Annotated in this window: 21 protein-coding genes and 1 riboswitch; of the genes, 3 read left to right on the top strand and 18 right to left on the bottom strand. The window is 34.1% G+C overall.

Annotated elements, in window-relative coordinates:
* Positions 1-59 precede the first annotated feature (59 nt).
* Positions 60-171, bottom strand: a riboswitch (SAM riboswitch).
* 95 nt (positions 172-266) lie between these two features.
* On the bottom strand, positions 267-1,817 hold the full coding sequence (locus LG651_RS00345) for a hypothetical protein (RefSeq protein WP_226694180.1): 1,551 nt from the start codon (positions 1,815-1,817) through the stop codon (positions 267-269).
* 147 nt (positions 1,818-1,964) lie between these two features.
* On the opposite strand from LG651_RS00345, the gene LG651_RS00350 reads away from it, so the two are divergent.
* Together LG651_RS00350 and leuB are read left to right on the top strand one after the other, a co-directional pair.
* Positions 1,965-3,140 (top strand): 2-isopropylmalate synthase, encoded by a 1,176-nt coding sequence (locus tag LG651_RS00350; protein ID WP_226694181.1) that lies wholly within the window; start codon positions 1,965-1,967, stop codon positions 3,138-3,140.
* Positions 3,141-3,211: 71 nt separating this feature from the next.
* Positions 3,212-4,330 (top strand): 3-isopropylmalate dehydrogenase, encoded by a 1,119-nt coding sequence (gene leuB, locus LG651_RS00355; RefSeq protein ID WP_226694182.1) that lies wholly within the window; start codon positions 3,212-3,214, stop codon positions 4,328-4,330.
* A gap of 86 nt (positions 4,331-4,416) precedes the next feature.
* Here leuB and argH read toward each other — a convergent pair whose 3' ends face one another.
* From argH to LG651_RS00440, 17 genes are all read right to left on the bottom strand, one after another.
* Positions 4,417-5,691, bottom strand: coding sequence for an argininosuccinate lyase (gene argH / locus LG651_RS00360; protein ID WP_226694183.1), 1,275 nt, complete (start codon positions 5,689-5,691; stop codon positions 4,417-4,419).
* An 85-nt stretch (positions 5,692-5,776) separates the two neighbouring features.
* The gene (locus tag LG651_RS00365) at positions 5,777-6,838 is read right to left on the bottom strand and encodes a M20 family metallo-hydrolase (protein ID WP_226694184.1); all 1,062 of its coding nucleotides are present in this window, start codon (positions 6,836-6,838) and stop codon (positions 5,777-5,779) included.
* Positions 6,835-7,611, bottom strand: a complete 777-nt coding sequence (argB, locus tag LG651_RS00370) for an acetylglutamate kinase (protein WP_226694185.1) — start codon at positions 7,609-7,611, stop codon at positions 6,835-6,837. Before argB ends, LG651_RS00365 begins: the two co-directional genes overlap by 4 nt.
* Positions 7,612-7,756: 145 nt before the next feature.
* Positions 7,757-8,695: an N-acetylornithine carbamoyltransferase gene (locus LG651_RS00375; protein WP_226694186.1), complete on the bottom strand. Its 939-nt coding sequence runs from the start codon at positions 8,693-8,695 to the stop codon at positions 7,757-7,759.
* A 58-nt stretch (positions 8,696-8,753) separates the two neighbouring features.
* Positions 8,754-9,518 carry a glutamate 5-kinase gene (proB, locus tag LG651_RS00380; protein ID WP_226694187.1) on the bottom strand — a complete coding sequence of 255 codons (765 nt, stop codon included), beginning with the start codon at positions 9,516-9,518 and terminating at the stop codon, positions 8,754-8,756.
* 57 nt (positions 9,519-9,575) lie between these two features.
* The gene (locus tag LG651_RS00385; RefSeq protein WP_226694188.1) at positions 9,576-10,769 is read right to left on the bottom strand and encodes a glutamate-5-semialdehyde dehydrogenase; all 1,194 of its coding nucleotides are present in this window, start codon (positions 10,767-10,769) and stop codon (positions 9,576-9,578) included.
* 84 nt (positions 10,770-10,853) lie between these two features.
* Complete coding sequence (locus LG651_RS00390; protein WP_226694189.1) at positions 10,854-11,978, bottom strand: aspartate aminotransferase family protein; 1,125 nt, start codon at positions 11,976-11,978, stop codon at positions 10,854-10,856.
* Between the two features lie 61 nt (positions 11,979-12,039).
* The gene (proC, locus tag LG651_RS00395) at positions 12,040-12,834 is read right to left on the bottom strand and encodes a pyrroline-5-carboxylate reductase (protein WP_226694190.1); all 795 of its coding nucleotides are present in this window, start codon (positions 12,832-12,834) and stop codon (positions 12,040-12,042) included.
* Positions 12,835-13,036: 202 nt separating this feature from the next.
* Positions 13,037-14,020: an N-acetyl-gamma-glutamyl-phosphate reductase gene (argC, locus tag LG651_RS00400; RefSeq protein ID WP_226694191.1), complete on the bottom strand. Its 984-nt coding sequence runs from the start codon at positions 14,018-14,020 to the stop codon at positions 13,037-13,039.
* Between the two features lie 82 nt (positions 14,021-14,102).
* Positions 14,103-15,278 carry an argininosuccinate synthase gene (locus LG651_RS00405; protein WP_226694192.1) on the bottom strand — a complete coding sequence of 392 codons (1,176 nt, stop codon included), beginning with the start codon at positions 15,276-15,278 and terminating at the stop codon, positions 14,103-14,105.
* A 76-nt stretch (positions 15,279-15,354) separates the two neighbouring features.
* Positions 15,355-15,948, bottom strand: coding sequence for a GNAT family N-acetyltransferase (locus LG651_RS00410; RefSeq protein WP_226694193.1), 594 nt, complete (start codon positions 15,946-15,948; stop codon positions 15,355-15,357).
* Positions 15,949-16,469: 521 nt separating this feature from the next.
* Complete coding sequence (locus tag LG651_RS00415) at positions 16,470-17,450, bottom strand: ThuA domain-containing protein (protein WP_226694194.1); 981 nt, start codon at positions 17,448-17,450, stop codon at positions 16,470-16,472.
* A gap of 12 nt (positions 17,451-17,462) precedes the next feature.
* Positions 17,463-18,515 carry a sugar phosphate isomerase/epimerase family protein gene (locus tag LG651_RS00420; protein WP_226694195.1) on the bottom strand — a complete coding sequence of 351 codons (1,053 nt, stop codon included), beginning with the start codon at positions 18,513-18,515 and terminating at the stop codon, positions 17,463-17,465.
* Positions 18,516-18,705: 190 nt separating this feature from the next.
* On the bottom strand, positions 18,706-19,854 hold the full coding sequence (locus LG651_RS00425) for a Gfo/Idh/MocA family protein (RefSeq protein ID WP_226694196.1): 1,149 nt from the start codon (positions 19,852-19,854) through the stop codon (positions 18,706-18,708).
* Positions 19,855-19,861: 7 nt separating this feature from the next.
* Positions 19,862-21,028, bottom strand: a complete 1,167-nt coding sequence (locus LG651_RS00430) for an MFS transporter (RefSeq protein ID WP_226694197.1) — start codon at positions 21,026-21,028, stop codon at positions 19,862-19,864.
* A gap of 167 nt (positions 21,029-21,195) precedes the next feature.
* Complete coding sequence (locus LG651_RS00435) at positions 21,196-22,227, bottom strand: AraC family transcriptional regulator (RefSeq protein WP_226694198.1); 1,032 nt, start codon at positions 22,225-22,227, stop codon at positions 21,196-21,198.
* Positions 22,228-22,318: 91 nt separating this feature from the next.
* Entirely contained in the window at positions 22,319-22,696 is a 378-nt protein-coding gene (locus tag LG651_RS00440) for a transmembrane 220 family protein (protein ID WP_226694199.1), read from the bottom strand.
* A gap of 143 nt (positions 22,697-22,839) precedes the next feature.
* Here LG651_RS00440 and LG651_RS00445 point away from each other — a divergent pair, with 143 nt between their 5' ends.
* Positions 22,840-25,647, top strand: a complete 2,808-nt coding sequence (locus LG651_RS00445; RefSeq protein ID WP_226694200.1) for a TonB-dependent receptor — start codon at positions 22,840-22,842, stop codon at positions 25,645-25,647.
* Positions 25,648-25,731: the final 84 nt, after the last annotated feature.

The raw sequence follows: 25,731 nt of genomic DNA on the forward strand, positions 1-25,731 counted from the left end.
ATGCTTATTAGAAAAATGTTATTAAGATTGTGCGCGTAATTACAGAAAGTAATTTACGTTAGTTATCTATCTAAAAACAAAAATTTTAGTAGAATGTAGCACCTTCCCCGAAAAATCGGGAGGTTGCTAAGGCTTCAGCGGGTCTATTCCCTCCACCTTTCTTGATAACATTTCAATAAGTGTTTGAACTTTGTGAGTACAAATATTCAATTAGAAAAAGTTAATATCCAAATTTTTTGGTGCTTTTTTTACTAATTTCTTAAAATCTACTTATCGTTTTGTAGTGCTTTAAACTTATTTTGAATAATGACATCAATAGGTTTTCCTTCAATTTTAGTTTCTAACCAAGAAATAATATCTAGATATAAAAACGCCCTACTTTGATATGGATCGTTTTCATATTCCTTTAATTTTTTATGTAATTTTATAAATTCGTTTTTTACTTCATGCGGATAAATATCGCCTAAACGACGTAAAAATTTTATAAATTCTTTTTGCACGTCGTATAAGTCTTGCATTTTAATTAAAAACTTATAAGTGCTTCGTATTAAAACATCTAAATTATAATCTAAACCAGCTTCGTAGTGTGCAACAAGATTTAAAATTCTTGAAAAACACAATAAATCTTCGCGTAACTGCAACGATTTATTACTAATAATTTTATTTAAAAACTCAATACATTTTTTATTCTCTCCAGCACCAAAATACATACTTGCAATTTTGTAGTAAAACACCATAATATGGTGTTCGTCTATTCTGTTTTTATAGCTTTCTAACTGACTTAAAACTTCTTCAATTAACGGTAAACCTTCTTTAAAACTGCCTTCAATAAAATGAAAATTAAACTTATTGTTGTATATAAAAAGGAAAGCTAAACTAGCATTATTATCATCTAAAGGAAACCATTTTTCTTGAGTTACTGTTTCTAATTTCGATAATGTACTTTTAAATTTTGAGTGCTGTTTTAAAAAGAAAAGCGATTCTAACAAATAATTATTTCCGCGTAAATAAAACACAGGATTTTGCTTAATCATTTCTGGGTTTTCATTGAATAAATCTACCCATTTGGAAGCGTACTTGTAACATGACAAAAAATCAACAGTTAAAAAACTATACCATAAATACGATTTGTAGAGCCATAATTTTTCACGAAAACCTAGTTGATTAATGTCATACTTCGGCATTCTGTCGTTAAAGTATTTGGTAACGATTTGATGCTCTTCATCGTTTTTAACATAACCTGTTTTTAAAAACAAACCATAAAGTTGCAACGATAAATTAGATAATTTACTTGCCACGACGTTATGCAAACTAAGCTCTTTTGCTTGAATAGTTAACTCGTCGGCCCTATTGCTTAAACTTCTTGTAATATACTGAGATTCAATAATTTTTTCCAGTTCAACAATTTCGTAAGCTATATTTTTTTCTTCGTTTGAAACGGCCAAAGTTTTAGCTTTATCTAATATTTTTAAACTCTGTTTATAAAGGCCTTTATGATATAAAATAGTGGCAAAATCGAGCTGCTCCCTAATTTGAATTCTAATGGTTTTATGAGATGGATTTAATCGTAAACTTATTAAAATTTGCTTATACAAATGAGCTTTTAGGTTAGACAGTTGTTGCTTTTTTACAATACCTTTTTTTAAAATTGCCGCCTCGTCGTAAACCGGTAGTTTATCTAAAATTGTGAATAAGGTTAAAAATTTTGAATCTTCGTTACCGCCTAATCTACCAACATAAAGTTTAAATTGTCTTTTTTCTGATTTAGACAACGATTTAATTAATACAAATAAATTATCTTTTTGTTCTTTTGTCATAGTGCAAAAACAATGTTAAGATATTGATTTTTAATTCATTAACCAAATAAAAACCAAGTTAAACATCGTAATAAATTTTGGTTTTAGTAAAGTTTTAGTAAAGCAAAATATAACTTCGTAAACTAATACGAAAATATATTTTAATAAATGTCTGATAATAAAGTCCAAATTTTTGATACTACCCTAAGAGATGGCGAACAAGTCCCTGGCTGTAAACTAAATACAGAACAGAAACTAGTTATTGCCGAACAACTAGATAATTTAGGCGTAGACATTATTGAAGCAGGTTTTCCAGTTTCTAGTCCTGGCGATTTTAAATCGGTTGAAGAAATATCTAAACTTGTAAAAAATGCTACAGTTTGTGGTTTAACCAGATCTGTTGAAAACGATATAAAAGTTGCTGCCGAAGCTTTAAAATATGCCAAAACCCCAAGAATTCATACTGGAATAGGCACATCGGAATCTCATATTAAATTTAAATTCAAATCTAATCAAGATGATATTATAGAGCGTGCTGTTAAAGCAGTAAGTTATGCAAAATCGTTTGTAGAAGATGTTGAATTTTACGCTGAAGATGCAGGACGAACAGATAATGCCTATTTAGCACGTGTTTGTGAAGCTGTTATTAAAGCCGGTGCAACCGTATTAAATATTCCTGACACAACCGGTTATTGCTTACCTAGCGAATATGGTGCCAAAATAAAGTATTTAAAAGAAAACGTAAAAGGTATAGATAAAGCTATTTTATCTTGCCATTGCCATAACGATTTAGGTTTGGCTACAGCAAACTCTATTGAAGGTGTTATTAATGGGGCTCGCCAAATTGAATGTACTATAAATGGTATTGGCGAACGCGCAGGAAACACTGCTTTAGAAGAAGTAGTAATGATTTTAAGACAACACCCTCACTTAAATTTAGATACTAACATAAATTCTGAAATGCTTTACGGCTTAAGCCAATTAGTTTCAGACAACATGGGTATTTACACGCAACCAAACAAAGCAATTGTTGGCGCAAATGCCTTTGCGCATAGTTCTGGAATTCATCAAGATGGTGTTATTAAAAATCGTGAAACTTACGAAATTATAGATCCGAAAGATGTTGGTGTTACCGAATCTGCTATTGTTTTAACTGCAAGAAGTGGTCGTGCAGCTTTAGCTTATCGTGCTAAAAATGTTGGATACGAATTAACGAAACTTCAATTAGACGAAATTTATGCGAGCTTCTTGGAATTTGCAGATAAGAAAAAGGAAATTGACGATAACGACATTCATAAAATAATAGAAAGTAGTAGATTGTATAAAGAAATTACATCGGCGTAATAAAAGTTTGATTTAAAAGCCTTACTTTTAAATTAACTTTACACGCTGTAAGTTTCTAATACCCCTAAAAAATGAAGTTAAACATAGCTGTTTTACCAGGTGATGGCATTGGTCCGGAGGTTACAGCGCAAGCCGTTAAAGTTTTAAAGGCTATTGCTATAAATTTCGATCATGTATTTACCTTTTCTAATGCATTAGTTGGTGCTAGTGCCATTGAAAAATTTAACGATCCATTACCTGAAGCAACTATTGAGACTTGCAAAAGTGCAGATGCTATTTTATTTGGTGCTATTGGAAAAACGTCTTACGACCTAGATCCATATGCAAAAATAAGACCTGAACAAGGTTTGCTTCGTTTACGTAAAACACTAGATTTACACACAAATATTCGCCCTGTAATTGCTTACGACGATTTATTAATTAAATCATCGCTTAAAAAAACGCAAATTAAAGGCACGAATATTTTAATTTATAGAGAGTTAACTAGCGGTATTTATTTTGGAGATAAATATTTAAGTGAAGATAATAACACAGCAAGCGATGTTTGTAAATATACACGCGAGGAAATTGAACGTGTAGCACACTCAGCATTTAAAGCTGCACAAAGTAGAAAACAAAAGCTTACTTTAGTCGATAAAGCCAATGTTTTAGAAAGCTCAAGACTTTGGCGTCGTGTAGTACAAGAATTAGCTGCGCAATACCCGAACGTAGAGGTAAACTATACGTATATTGATAATGCTGCAATGGAACTTATTATAAACCCAAAACAATTTGACGTTATTTTAACCGAAAATATGTTTGGTGATATATTATCTGAGGAAGCAAGTGTAATTGTAGGTTCAATTGGTTTATTAGCCTCTGCTTCTATTGGCGATAATCATGTTATGTTCGAACCTATTCATGGTGCTTATACTAAGGCTACTAATAAAGGCATTGCTAACCCAATTGCATCTATTTTATCTGCAGCCATGTTGTTAGAACATTTTGGGTTAGACGATGAAGCATCACTAGTTAGAGATGCTGTAGAAAAATCATTAACATTACACATAACAACCCCAGATTTAAATAATAAGTACGACAATATTACCACCACCAAAGTTGGCGATTTTATTGAAGATTTTATCAATAATCCAGATGAGACCAACTTAAATTTTACCAACATCCATTTGGGGCAATCTACAATTATATAATTTTGGTGTAGTTAAAATTATGTAGGTTTTTCCTAAAAAAACAAAAAGCACATTTTAAAATGTGCTTTTTTTATTTATTCTATTTTTTACTGCGGAAACTTAGCCGCTATTTTATCTAAACACAGATTATGAATACTACCTTCATGTGTGTGTTTTTTTGAAGTATCGGGTTTATATGTTCCGTTTTGAACCTCGCCACCTATTTTTTGATAGGCCTCTCTAAAACTCATACCATCAACTACTAAAGTGTTTATATTATCTACCGTGAAAAGGTATTTGTATTTATCGTCGTTTAAATCGATATCTTTTACAATGATTTGTTGAATGGAATAATTAAAAATATCTAAAATACCTTTTAACTCTTCGAAAGCAGCAATCATATTTTCTTTTATTAACTGAAAATCTCTATGATAACCACTTGGTAAATTATTCGTAATTAAAATCATTTCGGTTTGAAGCGCTTGTATTTTATTACATTTCCCGCGAATTAACTCAAAAACATCCGGATTCTTTTTATGAGGCATAATACTACTTCCGGTAGTTAATTCATCTGGAAAAGAAATGAAATTAAAATTCTGACTCATATACAAACACACATCCATAGCAAAACGCGATAAGGTATTAGCCAAACTACCTAATGCCACAGCAATAGTTCGTTCGTTTTTACCACGCCCCATTTGTGCTGCAACCACATTGTATTTTAAGGTAGAAAACTGCATTTCCTTGGTAGTTAACGTTCTATCTATTGGGAAAGAACTACCATAACCTGCAGCAGAACCTAACGGATTTTGATCTACTGTTTTTATGGCGGCATTTAAAATATACACATCATCTATCATAAGTTCTGCGTAAGCAGAAAACCATAATCCAAACGATGATGGCATTGCAACTTGTAAATGTGTGTAACCCGGTAACAATTTTTCCTTATAATTCTCAGCTTGAGCTAAAAGTGTATCGAAAAGTGTTTTTGTTTTAGTTTTAATTTCTGCAAGGTTATCTTTATAATACAAATGGCAAGCCACTAAAACTTGATCGTTTCTAGAACGGGCAGTGTGTATTTTTTTACCAACTTCACCTAACATTTTGGTTAGCTCGAATTCTATTTTAGAATGCACATCTTCAAACTGCTCATCGATAACAAACGTACCATTTTCAATTTGTTTTTCAAGTGTTTTTAGTCCGCCTAATAAATCAATTAATTCTTCAGCCGAAATAATGCCAATCTTTTGCAACATTTTAGCATGAGCACGCGATGCAATAACATCGTATTTAGCAATATGAATATCAATTTCACGATCGTTTCCAACGGTAAATTGCTCTATTTTTTTATCTATTGATATACCTTTATCCCAGAGTTTCATTTTATTTTGTTATTAGTTTTTAGTTACTAGTTATTGGTTTAAAAGCTACACACCGTAAACAAACAACTATAAACTATCAACTAGTTTATAATACTTTTTCTAATAATTCAATATATATTTTTACACCTTCTTCTATTTCATTTAAATAAATAAACTCATCGGCAGAATGCGAACGCGTACTATCTCCTGGCCCTAACTTTAAACTCGGACAGCTTAATACCGCTTGATCGGACAATGTTGGCGAACCATAGGTTTCTCTACCCATAGCTATTCCAGCTTTAACCAAATCGTGATCGACAGGAATAGACGACGAATTTAACCTTAAACTTCGCGGTGTAATACTTGTTACCGGTGCTTCATTTTGTAAAATTTCTGCAATTTCGGCATTACTATAAGCATCGTTTACACGAACATCTATCACTAATTTTAAATCGGCAGGAACTGCATTATGTTGTTTTCCGGCACTAATTTGACTAACCGTAAGTTTAACATCGCCTAAAGCTTCAGAGCCTTTTTCAAATTTATAATCTTTAAACCATTGTAAGGCTTCAATAGACTTATAAATGACATTATCGTTGTTTGGGTGTGCGGCATGACTTGGTGTTCCTGTTAAAACCGCATCGAAAACCACTAAGCCTTTTTCCGCAACGGCTAAATTCATTAATGTAGGTTCGCCAACAATGGCCACATCTACTTTTGGAATTACAGACAACATGCTGTTAAGCCCGTTTGGACCGCTGCTTTCTTCTTCCGCGGAAGCGACAATAACTAAGTTATATTTTAAATTTTCCTTATTATAAAAATAAGCAAACGTTGCCAGCAAAGACACCAAACAACCTCCAGCATCGTTACTTCCTAAACCGAATAATTTTCCATCTTCTACAATGGCTTTAAACGGGTCTTTGGTATAAGCAGAATTTGGCTTAACCGTGTCGTGATGTGAATTTAACAACAAAGTTGGTTTACCTTCGGTAAAGTGTTTGTTTACCGCCCAAACATTGTTTTTTGTTCGTTTATAATCTATGTTTTGTTGTTTAAACCAAGCTTCAATATGTAACGCGGTTTCGTTTTCTTCGGAAGAAAATGATTGCGTTTCTATCAAGTTTTTTAGTAACGCGACAGCCTCATTGGTTAATTGCTCAATCATATATATAAGGTTGAAAATTTTTGATCTCTATTTGTAATAACCGATGGATTACCAATGATTACTTTTGAAACACCTTCTTGCAGTGCGTAATAACAATTTTCGAGTTTAGGAAGCATACCTCCTGCAAATTTCCCTTGAATTTTTAAGGTTTCGTAGGTTCCTGAATCCATATAATCGATTACAGAATTATCGTCATCAACATCCAACAACACCCCGTTTTTTTCAAAACAATAAATTAATTCGGTTTTATAATGCCTTGATAATGCAATAGCAACTTCTGAAGCTATGGTATCGGCATTAGTGTTTAGTAATTGTCCGTTTTGGTCGTGTGAAATAGCACAAAATACCGGAGTAATATCGTTATTAATTAACACTCGCATGGCTTTGGTGTTCACTTTTTTTACATCGCCAACATAACCATAATCTATTTTTTTAACAGGACGCTTTACAGAAACAATAGTATTTCCATCGGCACCCGAAAAACCAATAGCGTTACAATTGTAAGCTTGTAACTTTGCGATAATGTTTTTGTTTATTTTACCAGCATAAACCATAGAAATAATATCTAATGTAGCCGCATCGGTAATACGGCGACCATCGACCATGTTTACAGGAATCTGCATATCTTCAGCTAATTTTGTCGCTATTTTACCGCCACCATGAACCAATACTTTTAGGCCTTCAAGCGAAGCAAATTGCGATAAAAACTTCTCTAATGCCGCTTCGTTATCTATAACGTTGCCTCCTACTTTTACTATTTTAAGTGTTTCCATTTAAGCTGAACTTGATATTTGGTTCTTGATTATTGTTTCATTTGATTCTGAAACAAATTCAGAATGACAAAAATTTATTTCCTTTAAATAATATCCCAAAACAACGTTTCTACTATGCTCAACGTGACAATTCAGGATAACAAAACTATAAGTTTTGCAATATTTTCTTTAGTGCTAATTGCGCTGCAAATGTTCTGTTATTGGCTTGTTGAATTACAATTGAATTCTCAGAATCTAACACGGCATCTTCTACAATTACATTTCGCCTTACTGGTAAACAGTGCATAAATTTAGCATCGCCTAATTTTTCTTTAGTAATCATCCAATTAGCATCGGTGTTTGTCACTTTACCGTAATCTTCATACGAACTCCAGTTTTTTACGTAAACAAAATCGGCATCTTTAAATGCTTCTTCTTGGTTGTGAATTATTGGCGTGTCTTTAGTTATTTCTGGACTTAAATTATAGCCTTCAGGATTTGTTATCACGAAATCTACATCCATTTTTTGCATGGCCTGTGTAAAACTATTTGCTACCGCATGTGGCAATGCCTTTATATGTGGCGCCCAACTTAAAACTACTTTTGGTTTCTTCTTTTTAGAAAACTCAGAAATAGTTATCGCATCGGTTAAGGCTTGTAACGGATGACCTGTGGCACTTTCCATGTTTACAATAGGCACAGATGCGTATTTTTTAAAGGCCTCTAAAACTTGTTCGCTTTCGTCTTTTACTTTATCTGTTAAGGTTGGAAATGCTCTTACGGCAATAATATCGCAATATTGAGATACGACTGCTGCGGCTTCCTTAATATGTTCGGCGGTGTTACCGTTCATAACTGTACCGTCTTCAAACTCTAAACCCCAGGCGTCACCTGAAACATTCATTACAATAGGATTCATTCCTAAATTTAAAGCTGCCTTTTGAGTACTTAAGCGCGTGCGTAAACTAGAATTGAAGAACAACAAACCTAAAGTTTTGTTTTTTCCTAAATCTATATGTTTTAACGGCATTAGCTTGAGCGCTTTGGCTTCTTCAATCCAAGAATCGATGTTATCGATATCGTTTATTGATGTGTAATGTTTCATCTTTTTATTTAATTAAAAACCTACAAGACTTTAACGGTCTTGCAGGCTACATATTTCTTTATTTTACTTTAGTAAATGACACTTTATTTTCAATGGCATTTTTTATAAAATTATCTTCAAGTCCATTTACAATCCAAGTTTCTATATTTGATTGTTTCGCTACCGAAGCGGCTTCTATTTTAGATTGCATACCACCGCTACCGTGAGATGATTTAGAATTTACAACTTCGTTTTTTAAATCTTCAAAATCTTCAACCAAAGCAATGGTTTCTGGCGTTCCGTTTTCCATAGAAGCTTTGGTATAAATGCCGTTTGTATTTGTTGCGATTATAAACAAATCGGCTTCAATTAACGAGGCTGTTAAAGCGCCTAATTTATCGTTATCGCCAAATTTAATTTCATCGGTAGCAACCGTATCATTTTCATTTATAATAGGAATGTAATTATTGTTTACCAATACATTAATGGTGTTTACAATATTTACTTTGCTTTCTTCTTTTTCGAAATCGGAATAGGACAGCAAACACTGCGAGGTTAGCAAGCCATATTCTCTAAATATTTCTTGATAAATACGAATTAAATGCGGCTGACCGATAGAAGCTAGCGCCTGTTTTACAAAAACATCTTCTTGCTTACTTTCTAACTTTACAAATTGCTTTGCTACTGCAATAGCGCCAGAACTTACAATTACAAACTCGTAATCTTTTTGAAGTTTTGCTATTTGATTTGCTAAATCTTCAATTTTTCCACGAGATAAATTATCGGTTTCTTTAGTAAGCGTGTTAGATCCTATTTTTAGTAAAATGCGTTTCTTTTTTCCCATTTTTAACTTCGACTGCGCTCAGCGTGACATTCTTAGTGTTACAGTTACTTCTTTAATTTAACGTGTTTGTCCAGTACCGTGAACGTACCATTTATTGGTTACTAAATGCTGTAATCCTATTGGTCCGCGTTGGTGTAATTTATCTGTACTAATAGCTAATTCGCCACCTAAACCTAATTGTCCGCCATCTGTAAATCGCGTTGACGCGTTGTGATACACCGCTGCTGTATCAACATTTTCCATAAAGGTTTTAGCTTCAGCTTCATTTTTTGTGATGATAGATGAAGAATGCCCGCCAGAGTATTTGTTTATCATGGCGATGGTTGCTTCATTATTCTCAATTTCACCTATTAAAATTTTATAATCTAAAAATTCTTCATGCCAAATATCATCAGAAGTAATTTCTTCTAAATTATTAGCTTGTGCTATTTTATTATCGCCTAAAACTTTAATTTTTGATTCGTTTAATTTTGAAATTAATTGCGCAACAAATTCGTTTTTATTAGGTAAGTTTTCATCAATTAAAACTTTATCGACTGCGTTACATGCCGAAATTTTAGATTTTCCGTTAAGGATAACATCAATAGCTATATCTAAATCGGCTTCCTTATGCACATACACAAAATTATTACCACGACCACTAACAATAACAGGACAACGAGCGTGTTCCTTTGTAAATGCTATTAAGCGTTCGCCACCGCGAGGTACAATTAAATCGAGTTGTTGCGTTGGATTTTCTAAAAAAGCTTGAGTTTCGGTTCTGTTAAACTGAAGATACTCTACCCAATCGGTTGACGCTTCATTTTCCTTTAAAGCTTGGTGCCATAACTCAACAATTTTTAAGTTAGAGCGTAAAGATTCTTTACCGCCTTTAAGTAAAATTTTGTTACCCGATTTAAATGCAATTCCAGCAGCTTCAACCGTAACATCTGGACGCGATTCGTAAATAATTAAAACTGTACCAAACGATGCCGTTTTATTATAAATTTGCATGCCGTTTTCGTGCTTAAAGCTAAAGCGTTCAACACCAACTGGGTCGTCTTGCGATGCTAAATGCTTTGCAGATTTAATCATTTCATCAACCTTGGCATCATTCACTTTTAAACGATCGAACATCGAAATATCGTCGCCTTTGTAAGCGTCGCAATCAGTTTTATTAATGTTAATAATTTCTTGCCTTTCTTCTTCTAAAAGTTCTGCCATTCGCAATAAAACGGCGTTTCTTTTTTCAATAGATAGTAAGGTGTTCATTGTGTTTTCTTTTTTATAGTTTGCCTTATGGTACAATTTTTAAAACTGAATAACGATTAGGCATTTATAATGTTTTGTTAAACTTTAAAGTACTTCTTTTAAGGCTTTAAAAAAGACATCTATTTGTGCCTTAGTAATGTTTAATGGCGGTAAAATTCGAAGTAATTTTTTATTTGAAGCACCACCAGTAAAAATATGGTGTTCGTAAATTAATTTTTTTCTTAATTCGCCTACTTCAAAATCGAATTCTAAACCAAGCATTAATCCGCGACCTTTAATATTCTTTATTTGCGAAATGGTTTTAGCTTCAGAAATAAAATACTCAGAAATGTCATTTACATTAGCAATCAACGCTTCTTCTTCAATAGTATTTAAAACCGATAAACCTGCAGCGCAAGCCAAATGATTTCCGCCAAAAGTAGTACCTAACATACCGTATTTTGCCTCAATATCTGGGTGAATTAAAACGCCACCAATTGGAAAACCGTTACCCATACCTTTAGCTATCGAAATAATATCTGGAGTAACATTGTAATGCTGAAATGCAAAGAATTTACCAGAACGCCCGTAGCCCGATTGCACCTCATCGGCAATAAACATGGTGTTATTAGCTTTACAAAGCGCGAATACTTGTTCGTAAAAATCTGCAGTAGCTTGATCTAAACCACCAACACCTTGAATAAACTCAATAATAACAGCACAAACATCACCTTTTTCAAGTTCTGCTTTTACGCCTAAAATATCGTTAAGCTCTAAAATAGTTACCTTTTGTTGGGCATTAATTGGCGCAATAATGTTTTTATTATCGGTAGCTGCAACCGCCGCCGATGTACGTCCGTGAAATCCATTTTTAAAGGCCACAACACGCTCTTTTCCTGTTTTAAACGACGCCAATTTTAAAGCATTTTCGTTTGCTTCGGCTCCAGAATTACATAAAAACAAGTTGTAACCTTTACAGCCAGATAAAGCTTCAATTTTATTTGCTAATTCAACCTGCAACGGGTTTTGAATAGCGTTAGAGTAAAACCCAAGTTTATTAACCTGCTCTGTAATGGCTTTTGTATAATTAGGGTGTGCATGACCAATAGAAATTACTGCATGACCACCGTATAAATCTAAATATTCTGTTCCGTTATCGTCGTAAACATAAGCGCCTTTTCCAGACACTGGCGTTACGTTGTATAACGGATACACATCAAATAATGGCATTTCTTTGTTCTTTTAGTTGTTTGTTTTTTGTTGTTGGTTATCGGTTATTAAACAAAACCTACTAACTGTTTTTTAGGTGATTAATTTTTTCGAAAGAGGCGACAATACCTTGTATTAAAGCCGAACTTAAACCTTGGTGTTCCATAGCGTTTAAACCTTCAATAGTACAACCGCTTGGTGTGGTAACTCTATCTATTTCTTGTTCTGGGTGCTTGCCAGATTCCAGCAATAAACTCGCCGACCCAAAACAAGTTTGCACCGCAAGTTCGTGAGCTTCTTCTGCCTCAAAACCTAACTGAATAGCGCCTTGGGTTGTAGCGCGAATAAGTCGCATCCAGAATGCAATACCACTCGCACAAATTACAGTTGCTGCCTGTATTTGTTCTTCAGGAATTACCATAGTTGCCCCTAACTGGTTAAATATTTTTTTTGCCAATTCAATTTTTTCCTCGCCTTTATCATTCGCAGCTAAACAGGTCATAGATTTTCCAATTGAAATCGCCGTATTTGGCATAACGCGGATAATATTTTTATCGGCTCCAATAAGGCTTTCAATTTTAGAAATTTCAAATCCAGCAGCAACCGACATGATTACATGATGCTTTTTAATACACTTGGCAACACTTTCCATCACAGCTTCAATATGCCTTGGTTGTAATGCAAAAATTACAACATCCGATTTTTTAACAGCCTCAGCATTATCGCTAGTAATAGTTACATAATCTTCCTTATAAAAAGCTTGAACAGCAGCCGTATTTTTATCGCTTAAATACAACGATGTAAACGATTTGTTTTTTATAAGTCCTTTGGCAATTGAACTACCTAAATTACCCGTTCCAATAATGGCTATTTTCATAATTTTAAAAATTTATTTTATGGCGTTACCCCCAAGGGGTCGCGCTTTCCGCTATATCTTTTTTATTGGTTCTCGATACATTTTGCTCATACTTCACAAAACACTCGAACTAACATAAAAAAGGATGCCGCTGCAATCGCTAACGCACCACTGTTATGTGATACTGAAACACTGAAACCAAAAATTCAGCATAGCAGCATGTCTAAAAATACGTTCCTTTTAATCCTAAACCTGTTGTTTCTTCTAAACCAAACATTAAATTCATGTTTTGTACAGCCTGTCCAGATGCACCTTTTAATAAATTATCAATAATACTTGTTATTAATAATTTATCTTCATGCTTATGTAAATGCACTAAACATTTATTGGTATTTACAACTTGTTTCAGGTGTAAAAAATCGTCGCTTACAAAAGTAAACTTAGCGCTATCATAAAAATTTTGATACAAGTTTTTAGCATCATCTACTGTTCCTTCAAACTTTGTATAAAGTGTTGCAAAAATCCCTCTAGAAAAATTACCGCGGTTAGGCATAAAATTAATTTCTGAAGCAAAACTATCTTGCAATTGCTTAACCGACTGATTAATTTCTCCTAAATGCTGATGCGTAAATGGTTTGTAATACGAAAAGTTATTATCGCGCCACGTATAATGCGTCGTTGCAGACAACGAAGTTCCTGCACCAGTAGCACCAGTTACAGCATTAATATACACATCGTTTTGTAAAAAATTAGCATCAGCAAGTGGCAATAAACCTAATTGAATTGCTGTTGCAAAACAACCCGGATTTGCAATATAATTAGCCGATTCAATAGCCGTTTTATTTAATTCAGGCAAACCGTAAACAAAGGTTTTACCTTCAAAAACCTTATCAGCTTCTAATCTAAAATCGTTACCTAAATCTATAATTTTAGTGTTTTCAGAAAAGGTATGACTCGATAAAAACTTAACCGAATTACCATGCCCTAAACATAAAAATAACACATCTACATTTGGGTTAACCGTATCTGTAAACACTCGGTATAAACTTCCAACTAAATCTTGATGAATTTTACTTATTTGGTTTCCAGCATTACTGGTGCTGTAAACAAAATCTATTTCGGCTTCTGGGTGATTTACCAATAATCTTATTAATTCACCAGCTGTATAACCGGCACCACCTATAATTCCTACTTGTATTTTTTTCATGTACTTAATGTGTAATTGTTTATTCGGTTAACTGTTTAAATGTTTACTTGTATAACCGCTTAAACGATTCGGCAAATCAACCTTAATTATTTACCTGTTGATAAATTTTATTTTGGTTACCAACTATTTTAATAAATCCTTTGGCCTCATCGGCAGTCCAACCTTTATTTTCTTCGCCGTAGCTTCCAAATTTAGCACTCATTAAATCGTGTTTCGACTTAATACCGTCTAATGTAAAATGATAAGGCTTTAATGTTACCGTTACATCGCCCGAAACTTTATCTTGGCTACTTTGTAAAAAAGCTTCCATATCACGCATAACAGGATCTAAATATTGTCCTTCGTGTAAATGCATGCCGTAAAAATTAGACAAATAATCTTTATGTTGTAATTGCCACTTTGTAAGTGTATGTTTTTCTAATAAATGATGTGCTTTTACAGTAATTAAAGCTGCAGCAGCTTCAAAACCAACGCGACCTTTTATACCGACAATAGTATCGCCTACGTGAATATCTCTACCAATAGCATAGGCTGAAGCTATAGTATTCAATTTTTCAATATTTACTTCAGGAGCGTTTGCTTCACCATTTAAAGCCACAAACTCGCCTTTCTCGAAAGTTAAAGTCACTTTTTCTTCACCTTCTTTTTGTAATTGCGACGGATATGCTTCGCTTGGTAAAGGTTTTTCAGATGTTAAGGTCTCTGCGCCACCTACACTAGTTCCCCAAAGTCCTTTATTAACGGAGTATTGGGCTTTTTCCCAAGACATGTCAATTCCATTTGCCTTTAAATACTCAATTTCTTCTTGTCTTGATAATTTTTTATCCCTTATAGGTGTAATAATTTTTATACCTGGTGCTAAGGTTTGAAAAATCATATCGAAACGCACTTGGTCGTTTCCTGCTCCAGTACTACCGTGAGCAATATATTCTGCATCTATACTTTTTGCGTATTCTATAATTTCGATAGCTTGAATAATACGCTCTGCACTTACCGATAACGGATAAGTATTGTTTTTTAACACATTACCAAATATTAAATACTTAACCACTTTGCTATAAAATGTTGGTACAGCATCAATATTTTTATAAGTGGTAACCCCCATTTTATAGGCGTTTTCTTCAATTTTATTAACTTCTTCTGTTGTAAAACCACCAGTATTAACACTAACGGCATGTACTTCGTATTCTTTTGATAGACTTACGGCACAATACGATGTATCTAAACCACCACTGTAGGCTATTACTAATTTTTTCATGTGTTTATTTTTATTGTTTTTTTGTATCTGAATAATTTATTTTACTAATAGAATTTTTAAAAGCCGAGTACACTTTTTACTCTACTATTTTAGTTTTGAGAATTTTATTAAACTGACCAATTTTAGACTCGAAATAAGCATTTACATAATACTTATATTTAAGCTCATCTCTTAATTTTCCTAACTTTTCTAAAACCTCAATTAAAACTGGAGATAAATCTTTTAAAGTTATATATTTCATTCCTAACAACTCATTATTATGATGCACTGTTGCACCCTGAGCAATTGAAATAAGGAAGTTTTTATTAAAGTGCTTTGTTAACAAATCCATTAACAACAAACCTAGGTTATGGTTACGATATTTCTCGTGAACCCAAAGCGAAGAACGTTCGTAAACCGAAAATTTACCAACTACATGTTTGTGCGCAAAGATATGACCAAAAATTTCACCATCTTTAACTATAAGATAGCATCCGTTTTTTAAACGATCTAGCAACATACCCACGTTGGCATGATACATCGCCGCTTGATTTTTAGTTCTTTCTGAAATAATTTGCAGCTGCGCATGTGTAATGTCGTGCGTGAATACAACCTGTAAGCCTTGTAACTCACAATAGGCTTTGGCTTCTTCAATAATAATATTTTTTTCAACGTCCAATACGGTTTCCATTTTCAGTAATAATTAAACCTAGTGCAAAATGCACGTTAATGAAAATAAAAGCTTTCGACTTTTAAAATTTTACTCTAAATAATAACGAAAATTGAAAGCAGCGAATGCTTTCTTAAACAGAATAGCCCCTAGGGGCGTGTATGTGGAAAACGCACAACAACCGCTCTAGTAAAATTTACTAGAACAAAAGAGATAAGAGATATGTTGTTTCCTGTTTTCACTGAATAACTATCTTTACTATTAACTCTAAATCGTCGGCGTGAGCCCCTTTCGTTAATATGAGTGGCAAATGTACAACTAATTATGAATTACGCAACTAAATAATTTAAAAATAAACAGATTTTAAATTTAGTTAATCATGAATTAACGTATTCTTAAAAAGTAAACAATAACATTAATTTTTCTTTTACGTTTTAAGCCAAAAACCACTCTATTTTCAATAAAAAAGCCTCCAAAACATATAACACACACATTTTTAGAGGCTTTAATTAATTCAATAACTAATCTAAATTGAATTAATTTTAATTTTTTAGTTCGAAATTTCTGCTAGACACCTCGGTTTCGGTTGGAAAATCAGTTGGTATTTCGGTTTGAGACACTTTGCCAGTTGCAGCCCATTCGGCGCCACGTTTTAGCAAGGTAATAAACCCAACACATTCAAAGGCTTCTACGTCGTGTCCCAAAGGCGTATGAAAAACACGTCCCTTACCATAATTTATAACCATTACCACAGGTTCTTTTTGTTCCAATTCAGGTTTCTTTTTAGTTGACACAGCCGTTGCTAGAATATCAACATTTTTCGCTGGACCTCTTAAAAAAGCATAACACTCATCTTCGGCGTGCATCCAAACTTTAGGCATACCTTGGGTAATTGGATGTTCTGTATTATAAATAGTTATTGGGAAAGCCTCTCTTTTTCCATGTGTACCACCTTTACCTGGGCTGTAATCTCTTTTTACTTTATTATCCTTATCTACATATAAATATGGGCCATCTTTTTCGGTTCTTCCTCCCCAACCACCAACGGCAATCATATCGTTGTAGGCTTTCCATTTAGGAAAACTATTATCGGCAGCGTGCACACTTATAAAACCGCCTCCATTTTTTACATAAGTTTCAAAAGCCTGTTTTGTTTCTTCTGGCCATGATGCTGCTTGCCAACCAAAATTGGAAATTACCACATCGTATTTTTTAAATTTTGGCTTAAAATCTGGATCGGTTTTAGGTTTTCCTTCTACACCATCGGGAACGCGTTTTGCATAACCCAACCAATCTTTAAATCGCTCGCTTTTATTTAAATATTTTGTTCTTGCAATATCGACCTTAAACAAACCTGTTTCTTCTAAATATTGCTTCATCATAATGGTAGATTTTGGCCAAACATTATGGTTATTTTGCCCATCTACAATTAGAACTTTAATTTTTTTTCTTTTATCATTAATGCTATAACCATTTGCAAAAACAGATACTACAAACAGTATAAAAACAATTCTTTTAATCATAAAGTTACTTTCTTAAATCCCTAAAACACGCTTTAAATAATCTTCATCAATATCGCCGCCAGCAAAATCATCAAAACTACGTGTTGCCGCTTCAATAATATGTTTTTTAATAAATGGCGCACCTTCTCTTGCTCCTTGTTCCGACGATTTTATACAACATTCCCATTCCATAACTGCCCAAACATCACAATTATACTTTGTTAGTTTAGTAAAAATGCCTTTAAAATCTACCTGTCCGTCACCTAAACTTCTAAAACGTCCTGCACGATCTTTCCAATCGGCATAACCACCATAAACACCTTGTTTTCCACTAGAATTAAACTCAGCATCCTTAACATGAAACGCCTTAATGCGCTCGTGGTAATAATCTATAAACGTTAAATAATCGAGTTGTTGTAGCACAAAATGACTCGGATCGTATAAAATATTAGCCCTAGTATGGTTGTTGGTAGCTTCTAAAAAACGCTCGAAAGTAATGCCATCGTGTAAATCTTCACCCGGGTGTAATTCGTAACACACATCAACCCCATGCTCATCAAAATGATTTAAAATAGGCAACCATCGGTTAGCTAATTCTTTAAACCCTAACTCCACTAATCCCGCAGGGCGTTGTGGCCATGGATACACAGTTTGCCATAATAAAGCTCCAGAAAAACTGGCGTGCGATTTTAATCCTAATCGTCCGCTAGCCGTTCCACATTTTTTCACAAAATCTATTGCCCATTCGGTTCTAGCTTTCGGGTTTCCACGAACATGTTCTGGCGCAAAACCATCAAACATCGTATCGTATGCTGGATGCACCGCTACCAACTGCCCTTGTAAATGCGTCGATAATTCGGTTATTTCCAGTCCGTACGACTGCACTTTTCCTTTCAATTCATCGCAATAAGTTTCGCTTTCGGCAGCTTTTTCAATATCAATTAAACTGGCTTCCCAAGTAGGAATTTGTATGCCTTTGTATCCTAAATCCGAAGCCCATTTACACATCCCATCTAAACTATTAAACGGTGCTTCGCTTCCTGCAAATTGTGCTAAAAAAACAGCCGGTCCTTTTATTGTATTCATTTTTTTATATTTTTTATTTTGGCGTTACCACAAGGGTCGGGCTTTGCGCTATACCTGCCTGCCGGCAGGCAGGTCTTTTTTATTGGTTCTCGATACATTTTGCTCATGCTTCACAAAACACTCGAACTGACATAAAAAAGGATGCCGCTTCAATCCCTAACGCGGGCACATCTGCCAACTATTTGTTTATTTAATCTACTTTTTCCCAAGCGGCGTTATTCTTATCACTTGCAACAGCCGCATAAATAAATTGCATACCGCGAACGCCATCTTTAGCCGTTGGATAATCTGGTTTATCAATAGTTTTACCATTTAAAACAGCCATTAAATGCGTAGCAAAATTTTTGTAAATGGTTGCAAAAGCTTCTAAATAACCTTCTGGATGTCCAGCAGGAATTCGTGAAACGTTTAAAGCTTCATCGTATAAATTATTACCATTTGGCGTGTAAATTTTCACAGGTTCTTCCAACCAATGTGTAATTAATTGGTTTGGATTTTCTTGATGCCATTCCAAACTTCCTTTATCGCCATACACTTTAATCGCTAGGTTATTTTCTTCACCTAAAGCAATTTGCGAAAACGACATCGTTCCTTTTGCGCCATTTTCCATACGAAGTAATACATTGCCATCATCATCAAGCGTTCTTCCTTCACCAAAAACACCTAAATCGGCAGCTAATTCATCAATTTTAAGTCCGGTAATATATTCCACTAAATTTTCGGCATGCGTACCAATATCGCCTAAGGCGCCACCAATACCCGATCGTTTCGGGTCTACACGCCATGACGCTTGCTTCTGTCCAGTTTTTTCAACAGCTGTAGATAGCCAACCTTGTAAATACTGTACTTGCACTTTTCTAATAGTACCAATATCACCATGATCGACCAAAGCCTTAGCTTGCTTTACCATTGGGTGCCCGGTGTAATTATGTGTTAAAGCAAAAAGCTTACCCGTTTTTTCTACTATTTTTTCTAGCTCTATAGCTTCATCTAAAGTAAGCGTCATTGGTTTATCGCTTACCACATGAAAACCATGTTCCAAAGCCATTTTAGCTGGAGGAAAGTGCATATGATTTGGAGTAACAATAGACACAAAGTCCATGCGCTCGCCTTCAGGAAGTTCTTTTTCTTTTAAAATCATTTCTTCAAAAGAGCCATAACAACGATCTTCAGGAAGAAACAACGCTTTCCCTGAGCTAATCGATTTTTCGGCGGTACTACTAAATGCACCACAAACTAACTCGATCATGCCATCAATTCCGGAAGCTTTTCGGTGAACATCGCCAATAAATGAGCCCGTTCCTCCGCCAATCATTCCCATTCTTAATTTTCTATTCATGCTAACTTTATGCTTTTTGTTTTCTTTTATTCATATACATATTCAACCCAAAAAAGGCCACAATTAAAATTGCTGGTAAAACAGACATGGTTCGTAACGCTTCGCCCGCACTAGCATTATCCATTAAACTTCCCATAATTGGTAAAACCAACGATACCGAAAACATACCAGCACCACCCATAATAGATAGCCCAAGCGCTCCGGTTTCTGGTAAATATTCTGCTACAAAACTTATCATGGTTGGCCAAAAGAAGGTAACACCAATTGCAAATACTGCTGCAGCTACAAAGGTCATTCCTCCACTGGTTATGGTTAACAACCACAAGCCTATAAATGTAAATATTGCCGAGTACAACAACATGCCCGATGGTTTTAATTTGTGTGCTACCGGACCTGCAAATAAACGCCCTAATGCCATAATACCGTTAATAAAAGCGAGTACTAATAATGGTACTGCTACCGATTCTTTTAAGAGTGATTCAATGCGTTGCGTAGTTCCTAACTCGGATGCTGCTGTTAAAAACATACAAAACACCATAAAAATAAACAGCGGTTTTCCTAAACTTGAAAACATTTGTTTATTAGTAATTCCCATTTGTACACGTTCGGTTACTGGAAAACTTTGTCCTAAAAACATAACGCCGTAAATAATTACTGGAATAAAAAGTGTTGCAACCATAATTTGCCAGCTTAAACCTAAAACATCCATAACTAGCCAACCTACAATTGAGCCAATTACAATGCCTCCAGGAAACCAAACATGAAAACGATTTAACATTTTTGTTTTTTCTGTAGAATACATTGAGGCTACCAACGGGTTTAGTGCCGCTTCAACCATACCATTTCCAATACCCACAAATAATGTTGCTAGAAATAAGGAAGTCATAGAATCTGCCATTATGGTCCAAACAATACCTATGGAATGTGCTATAAACGCCATCCACGTTATTTTTTTTATACCCAAAAAATCTACTAATGGTCCGCCAAAAATCATGGCTAGAGTAAAGCCAAAAAAGGCTGGCGTAAAGGCATATCCTATTTGTTCAAGTGTAAGTCCAACACCTTCTGGACCAAATACAGTTTCTAATCTGGCACGAATAGCAAACGTCATTGCCGTAGTAATTAAAGCTAAACAACTTGCCAAAAAGAGGCGGCTTTTGTTAATTTTTTTCATAATTATTTAATTAAGTTGGTATATTCTAACTTTCTAAATGGTATTTATTGGTGTGGTGATTCCAATATTAAAATCAAGAATTAGAAAGATAGTTCTGTGAAAATTAAATAAAAATTACTAAAACACTGTGCGTTTTAATTCATTGAAAAAAATTAAACAAGTTAATTTTAAGAAACTTGCAAATTATTTAGGTTGTGTTTTAAACGAAATTCGTTAGGCGAACACTTTTCGTATTTTTTAAAAACTGTAGCAAAGTACTGGCTTGTAGCAAAACCACTCATATAAGACACTTCTGCAATAGACAACTCTGCATTTTCGATTAAAAGTTGTTTAGACAACCCTAAACGCTTCATGGTTAAATAGCGCATAGGTGTTAAATTAGTTAATTGTTTACAATGAAATGTAAAACGTGTAACGCCAACACCTGCAGATTGTGCCATATCTTCGATAGTCCAATTTTCCGAAAGATTTTTATCGAGTTCTTTAAGAAAGAATTTCACACTTCTGGAACTATCGGTAAGCGATTCGTCAAGTTCTATTTTTTCTGCATTCATTACATCGAGAAGCAGAATTAATAGATGATTAATTAATAACCTTAAACGAGAAGCACTGCTACCATTAACATCGGAATTAATAGTTTTTTGGATTCTTAAAAAGCAATCACGAATGCTTGAATTCGTTTTTAAAATAGACTTTTTATTTTTTCTAAGGATAGTTGTTAAACGCGTTAAATCTTTTGGAGTAAGTGTAATCCAATCTGGCCAAACCCATTCTTGATGGGGACGACGTACGCCTAAATCTATAATTACCCAATAAAACTTACCCATTCCAATATGCGGGTTTCCTACTTTATGAGCCTCCCACGGGCGTGTAATGGTTAAGTAATTAGGCTCTAAAATTACTTCTTTACCTTCTTGAGCGTATGGCATTGTACCCGATTCCAAAAAATGAAATTCAATACCTTCATTTCTGTGCCAATCTAAACCCCAATCTTGTGGTTCGTTGGCATCCCAATAGCCAACACTGTTTAAGCCAATAGTGTTTTCATCTAATTCATCTCCGGGGTAGCTTAATCTAGAAAGTGCTTTAAATGTTATTTTTTTTCGTTTTGCAGCATCAATTAAAGGCAAACAAGTATCAGCATGGTAAACTATACCATCGGCTTCATAGGGCTGTATACATTGCGTTTTAATTTCCACTGAAATATTTTAAACATTTAGTGCAAAATAGCTATTTAAATATTAAGAAACAAAATCTTAACATTTAGTTAATCATCTAATAAATATCAACTTATTTTGTTTGCCTTAACAAAACAACTAAAGCAAACGCAGCAATAAATACACCTAAAAATTCTCTAGAACCTTCTAGATATGGTTTTTCATAAACCATATCTCCAAAAATTTCGTTTTTATTTTCGGTTTGCAACCAATCTATAACACTAGAAAAGTAAAAGCTACCATAAACAAGTAACGCTACTATAACCAAACCAATAAACCACTTTGGGAATTTGTAAAAATTAGCGCATAAAAACAAAACAGATACAAACCCATAAATTAAAATCCACAGCACAGGATCTGGGTCGTTAATTTGTAATAAAGCAAATATTACAAAAACTATAAAAAATAAAACATTTATTACTTTTTGCTTTGTATTTATTTTGACTTTCATTTTTATTAAAATTAATTCAGCAGCAAATTAGTTATTTTATCAACATTAATGTTTAAAAAATTTCATTGTAAAAAACTGCACAGATATAAGTGAATTTATTTTTTACTTTTGAAAAATACTAAAACCAACTTTATTCTATTTTTATGTTAAAAACCAAGATAATTGCATTTATTTTTGCTTTAAATTCCTTTTTATTAATATCTCAATCTAAATTTTCTGGTCTTATTTTAGACTCTAATAGCTCACCTTTAGAAGGTGTTACCATTCTTTTAAAATCAAATACAAATCTCCTTACTATTTCCGATTCTAATGGAGAATTTATACTAGAAAATATTTCAGATGGCAACTACACGCTTACTATTTCTCATTTAGGTTACAAAACCATTATTGAAGATTTAAATATTTCAGAAAATTTCACAAAAAATTATACTTTAAACCCGGATTTACTTAACCTTCATACGGTTGTAGTTACTGGTAATTTCACCCCTAAACCCCAACTAGAATCTAGTACTTCTATTAGTACTTTAAACACTAGCGAATTTAAACAAATTACCCCTCAAGGTACAGCAAGTTTACTGCAAAACATTCCTGGAACTTTCGCCGATGCCTCAGCAGGCGAAGTATTTACAAGAGTTTATACGAGAGGTATTTCGGCTGCAGCCGAAGATGATTTAGGTTGGTATTATGTTTCTCTTCAAGAAGACGGATTACCCGTTAGCTTAGTGCAACACTCGTATTATGGGTCCGATTTATTTCACAGAGCAGATATTACAACGCAAAAAGTAGAAGCATTACGAGGTGGCAGCGCATCTATTACCGCTATGAATGCTCCTGGAGGCATTTACAACTTTATATCGAAAAAACACAGCGCAACCTTATCGGGCGAAATACAAGCACAAACGGGAATTCAAGGCGACGGCAACCCTATTTACAGAACCGATGCCTTTGTAACTAGCGGCCTTGGCAACAATTGGTTCTTTAGCGCTGGAGGACATTACCGACATAACGAAGGCGCCAGAAATACCGATTTTACGTTTAGTAAAGGTGGGCAATTTAAATTTAACCTTATTAAAGAAAATTCTCGAGGCTATTTTAAGCTTTACGGAAAATATTTAAACGACAAAACCAACCGATATAATGGCGTTGCAGCTACAAATTGGAACGACCCAACACCTACTTTTGGTTTCGATTTTAACAACACTGCTTTAATGATGCCCGAGTTTAATGCCAATATTCCAGATGGCAGGAATTTAAGCACAACCAACAGTTTCGATCCCTCACAAGGGGCTCATGCTAAAGATTTAGCTGTTGGCTTCGATTTTCTGCAAGATTTAGGTAATAATTGGTCGGTTAAAAACAATATTAAGCTCTCATTTAAAGATGCAAATTGGCAAACTTCAATTAGTAATGCTTTTGTATCAATTAGCGATCCTACGGTTTATTATTTAGTAAGTAATGGCAATCCTTTTCCTGTTGGACAAATTGTTTTTAAAGACGCCAACACTGGAAACGAATTAGCAACCATTAATAACAGCGGAATTTTTGCCGGCACTGGTTCGCAATACATTAGTGGTGCTCTACCAAACGATGCCGTAATGGGAACCTCAACGTGGTATAAAGACAACGATGCTAACGAAATTATGCAACAACTTAATTTTAGAAAAGAATTTAGCGATCACGATTTAAACTTTGGTTTGGCTTCTGGTTTTTCGGACACGTCGGTATTTACACAAGGAAGTTTTGCGTTTTCAACCTACGAAAACAATCCAAGAATGCTACAAGTTACTTTAGAAAATCCTGGAGATGATGTCCTTTATTTGTCTGATGAATATGGTGTAAGCAACTATGGCGGTTTATTTTTTACGAATAGTAGAGCCGATGTTAGTCAAATTGCTGTTTTTGCTAACGACCAATGGAAAATTTCAAACAAGCTACTTTTAGATTTAGGATTACGCTTTGAAAGCATAAAACACAAAGGAAGCAACGACATGTTTGAACCTTATACAGCAACCGGCGGTTTAGACGGCGACGAAACTACAGCTTACGATAATAATATTTTACAGCCAACCGGCGAGCGCAACGCTTTTAATTTCACCTATAATTATTTATCGTATTCTGGTGGATTAAATTATAAGTTAAATGAAGATGCGGCCTTATTTGGACGTTTTTCAAAAGGACATAAAGCTCCTGAATTAAATTATTATTTCAATAATTTTTCTAATGTGCCAATTAATGATAAAGGTGAAATTCAAGATATCACCCAAATAGAACTTGGACTAAAATCAAGTTTGAAAGATTTCTCGTTTACAACAACTTTATTTTGGAGCGAATTGAAAAATATTGGAAGCACAAATTTTGAATTTGATAGCGATAACGGAAGTATTTTTTACACACCTATTCAAAATAACACCTCAAGAACTATTGGATTAGAATGGGAAAGTGTTTATTCACCAATTGATGTTTTAGCATTTCGTTTTAACGGTGTTTTACAAAACCCAAAAGCTAGTAAGTGGACTGTTTATGATGCCGCAGGAACTGTAGACACCAGCGACGACAGCACCACCGACTATTCTGGAAACCAACTTGCTTTTAACCCTAAACTGCTATTTAATTTATCGGCCGAATTTAATAAAAATAAATTCTCATCTTTTATAAAATGGCAATACATGGGTAAACGCGAAGGTAATGTTGCCAATGCCTTTCAATTAGACCCTTACAGTACGTTTAACGCCGGTATTGGTTATAAAATAAACAAAAATTTATCAGCCAATTTACTAGCAAGCAACATTTTTAATTCGGAAGGATTAGCTAACTTTTTTGGGGCAAACACCTTTGGAGCAAATGCCAATGGCGCCACACAAGAATATATTGAAGCTAACCCAGACGCGAGTTTTGTAGTAGTGCCTATTTTACCACGCGCTACGATGCTTCAATTAAATTATGTTTTTTAATTAGAACATACTTAGTAAAAAAACAAAAACACCTAAGACAAATGCCTTAGGTGTTTTTTTTTACTAACTATAAAATATATCAAA

Source organism: Neotamlana sargassicola (assembly GCF_020523965.1).
Taxonomy (GTDB): domain Bacteria; phylum Bacteroidota; class Bacteroidia; order Flavobacteriales; family Flavobacteriaceae; genus Neotamlana; species Neotamlana sargassicola.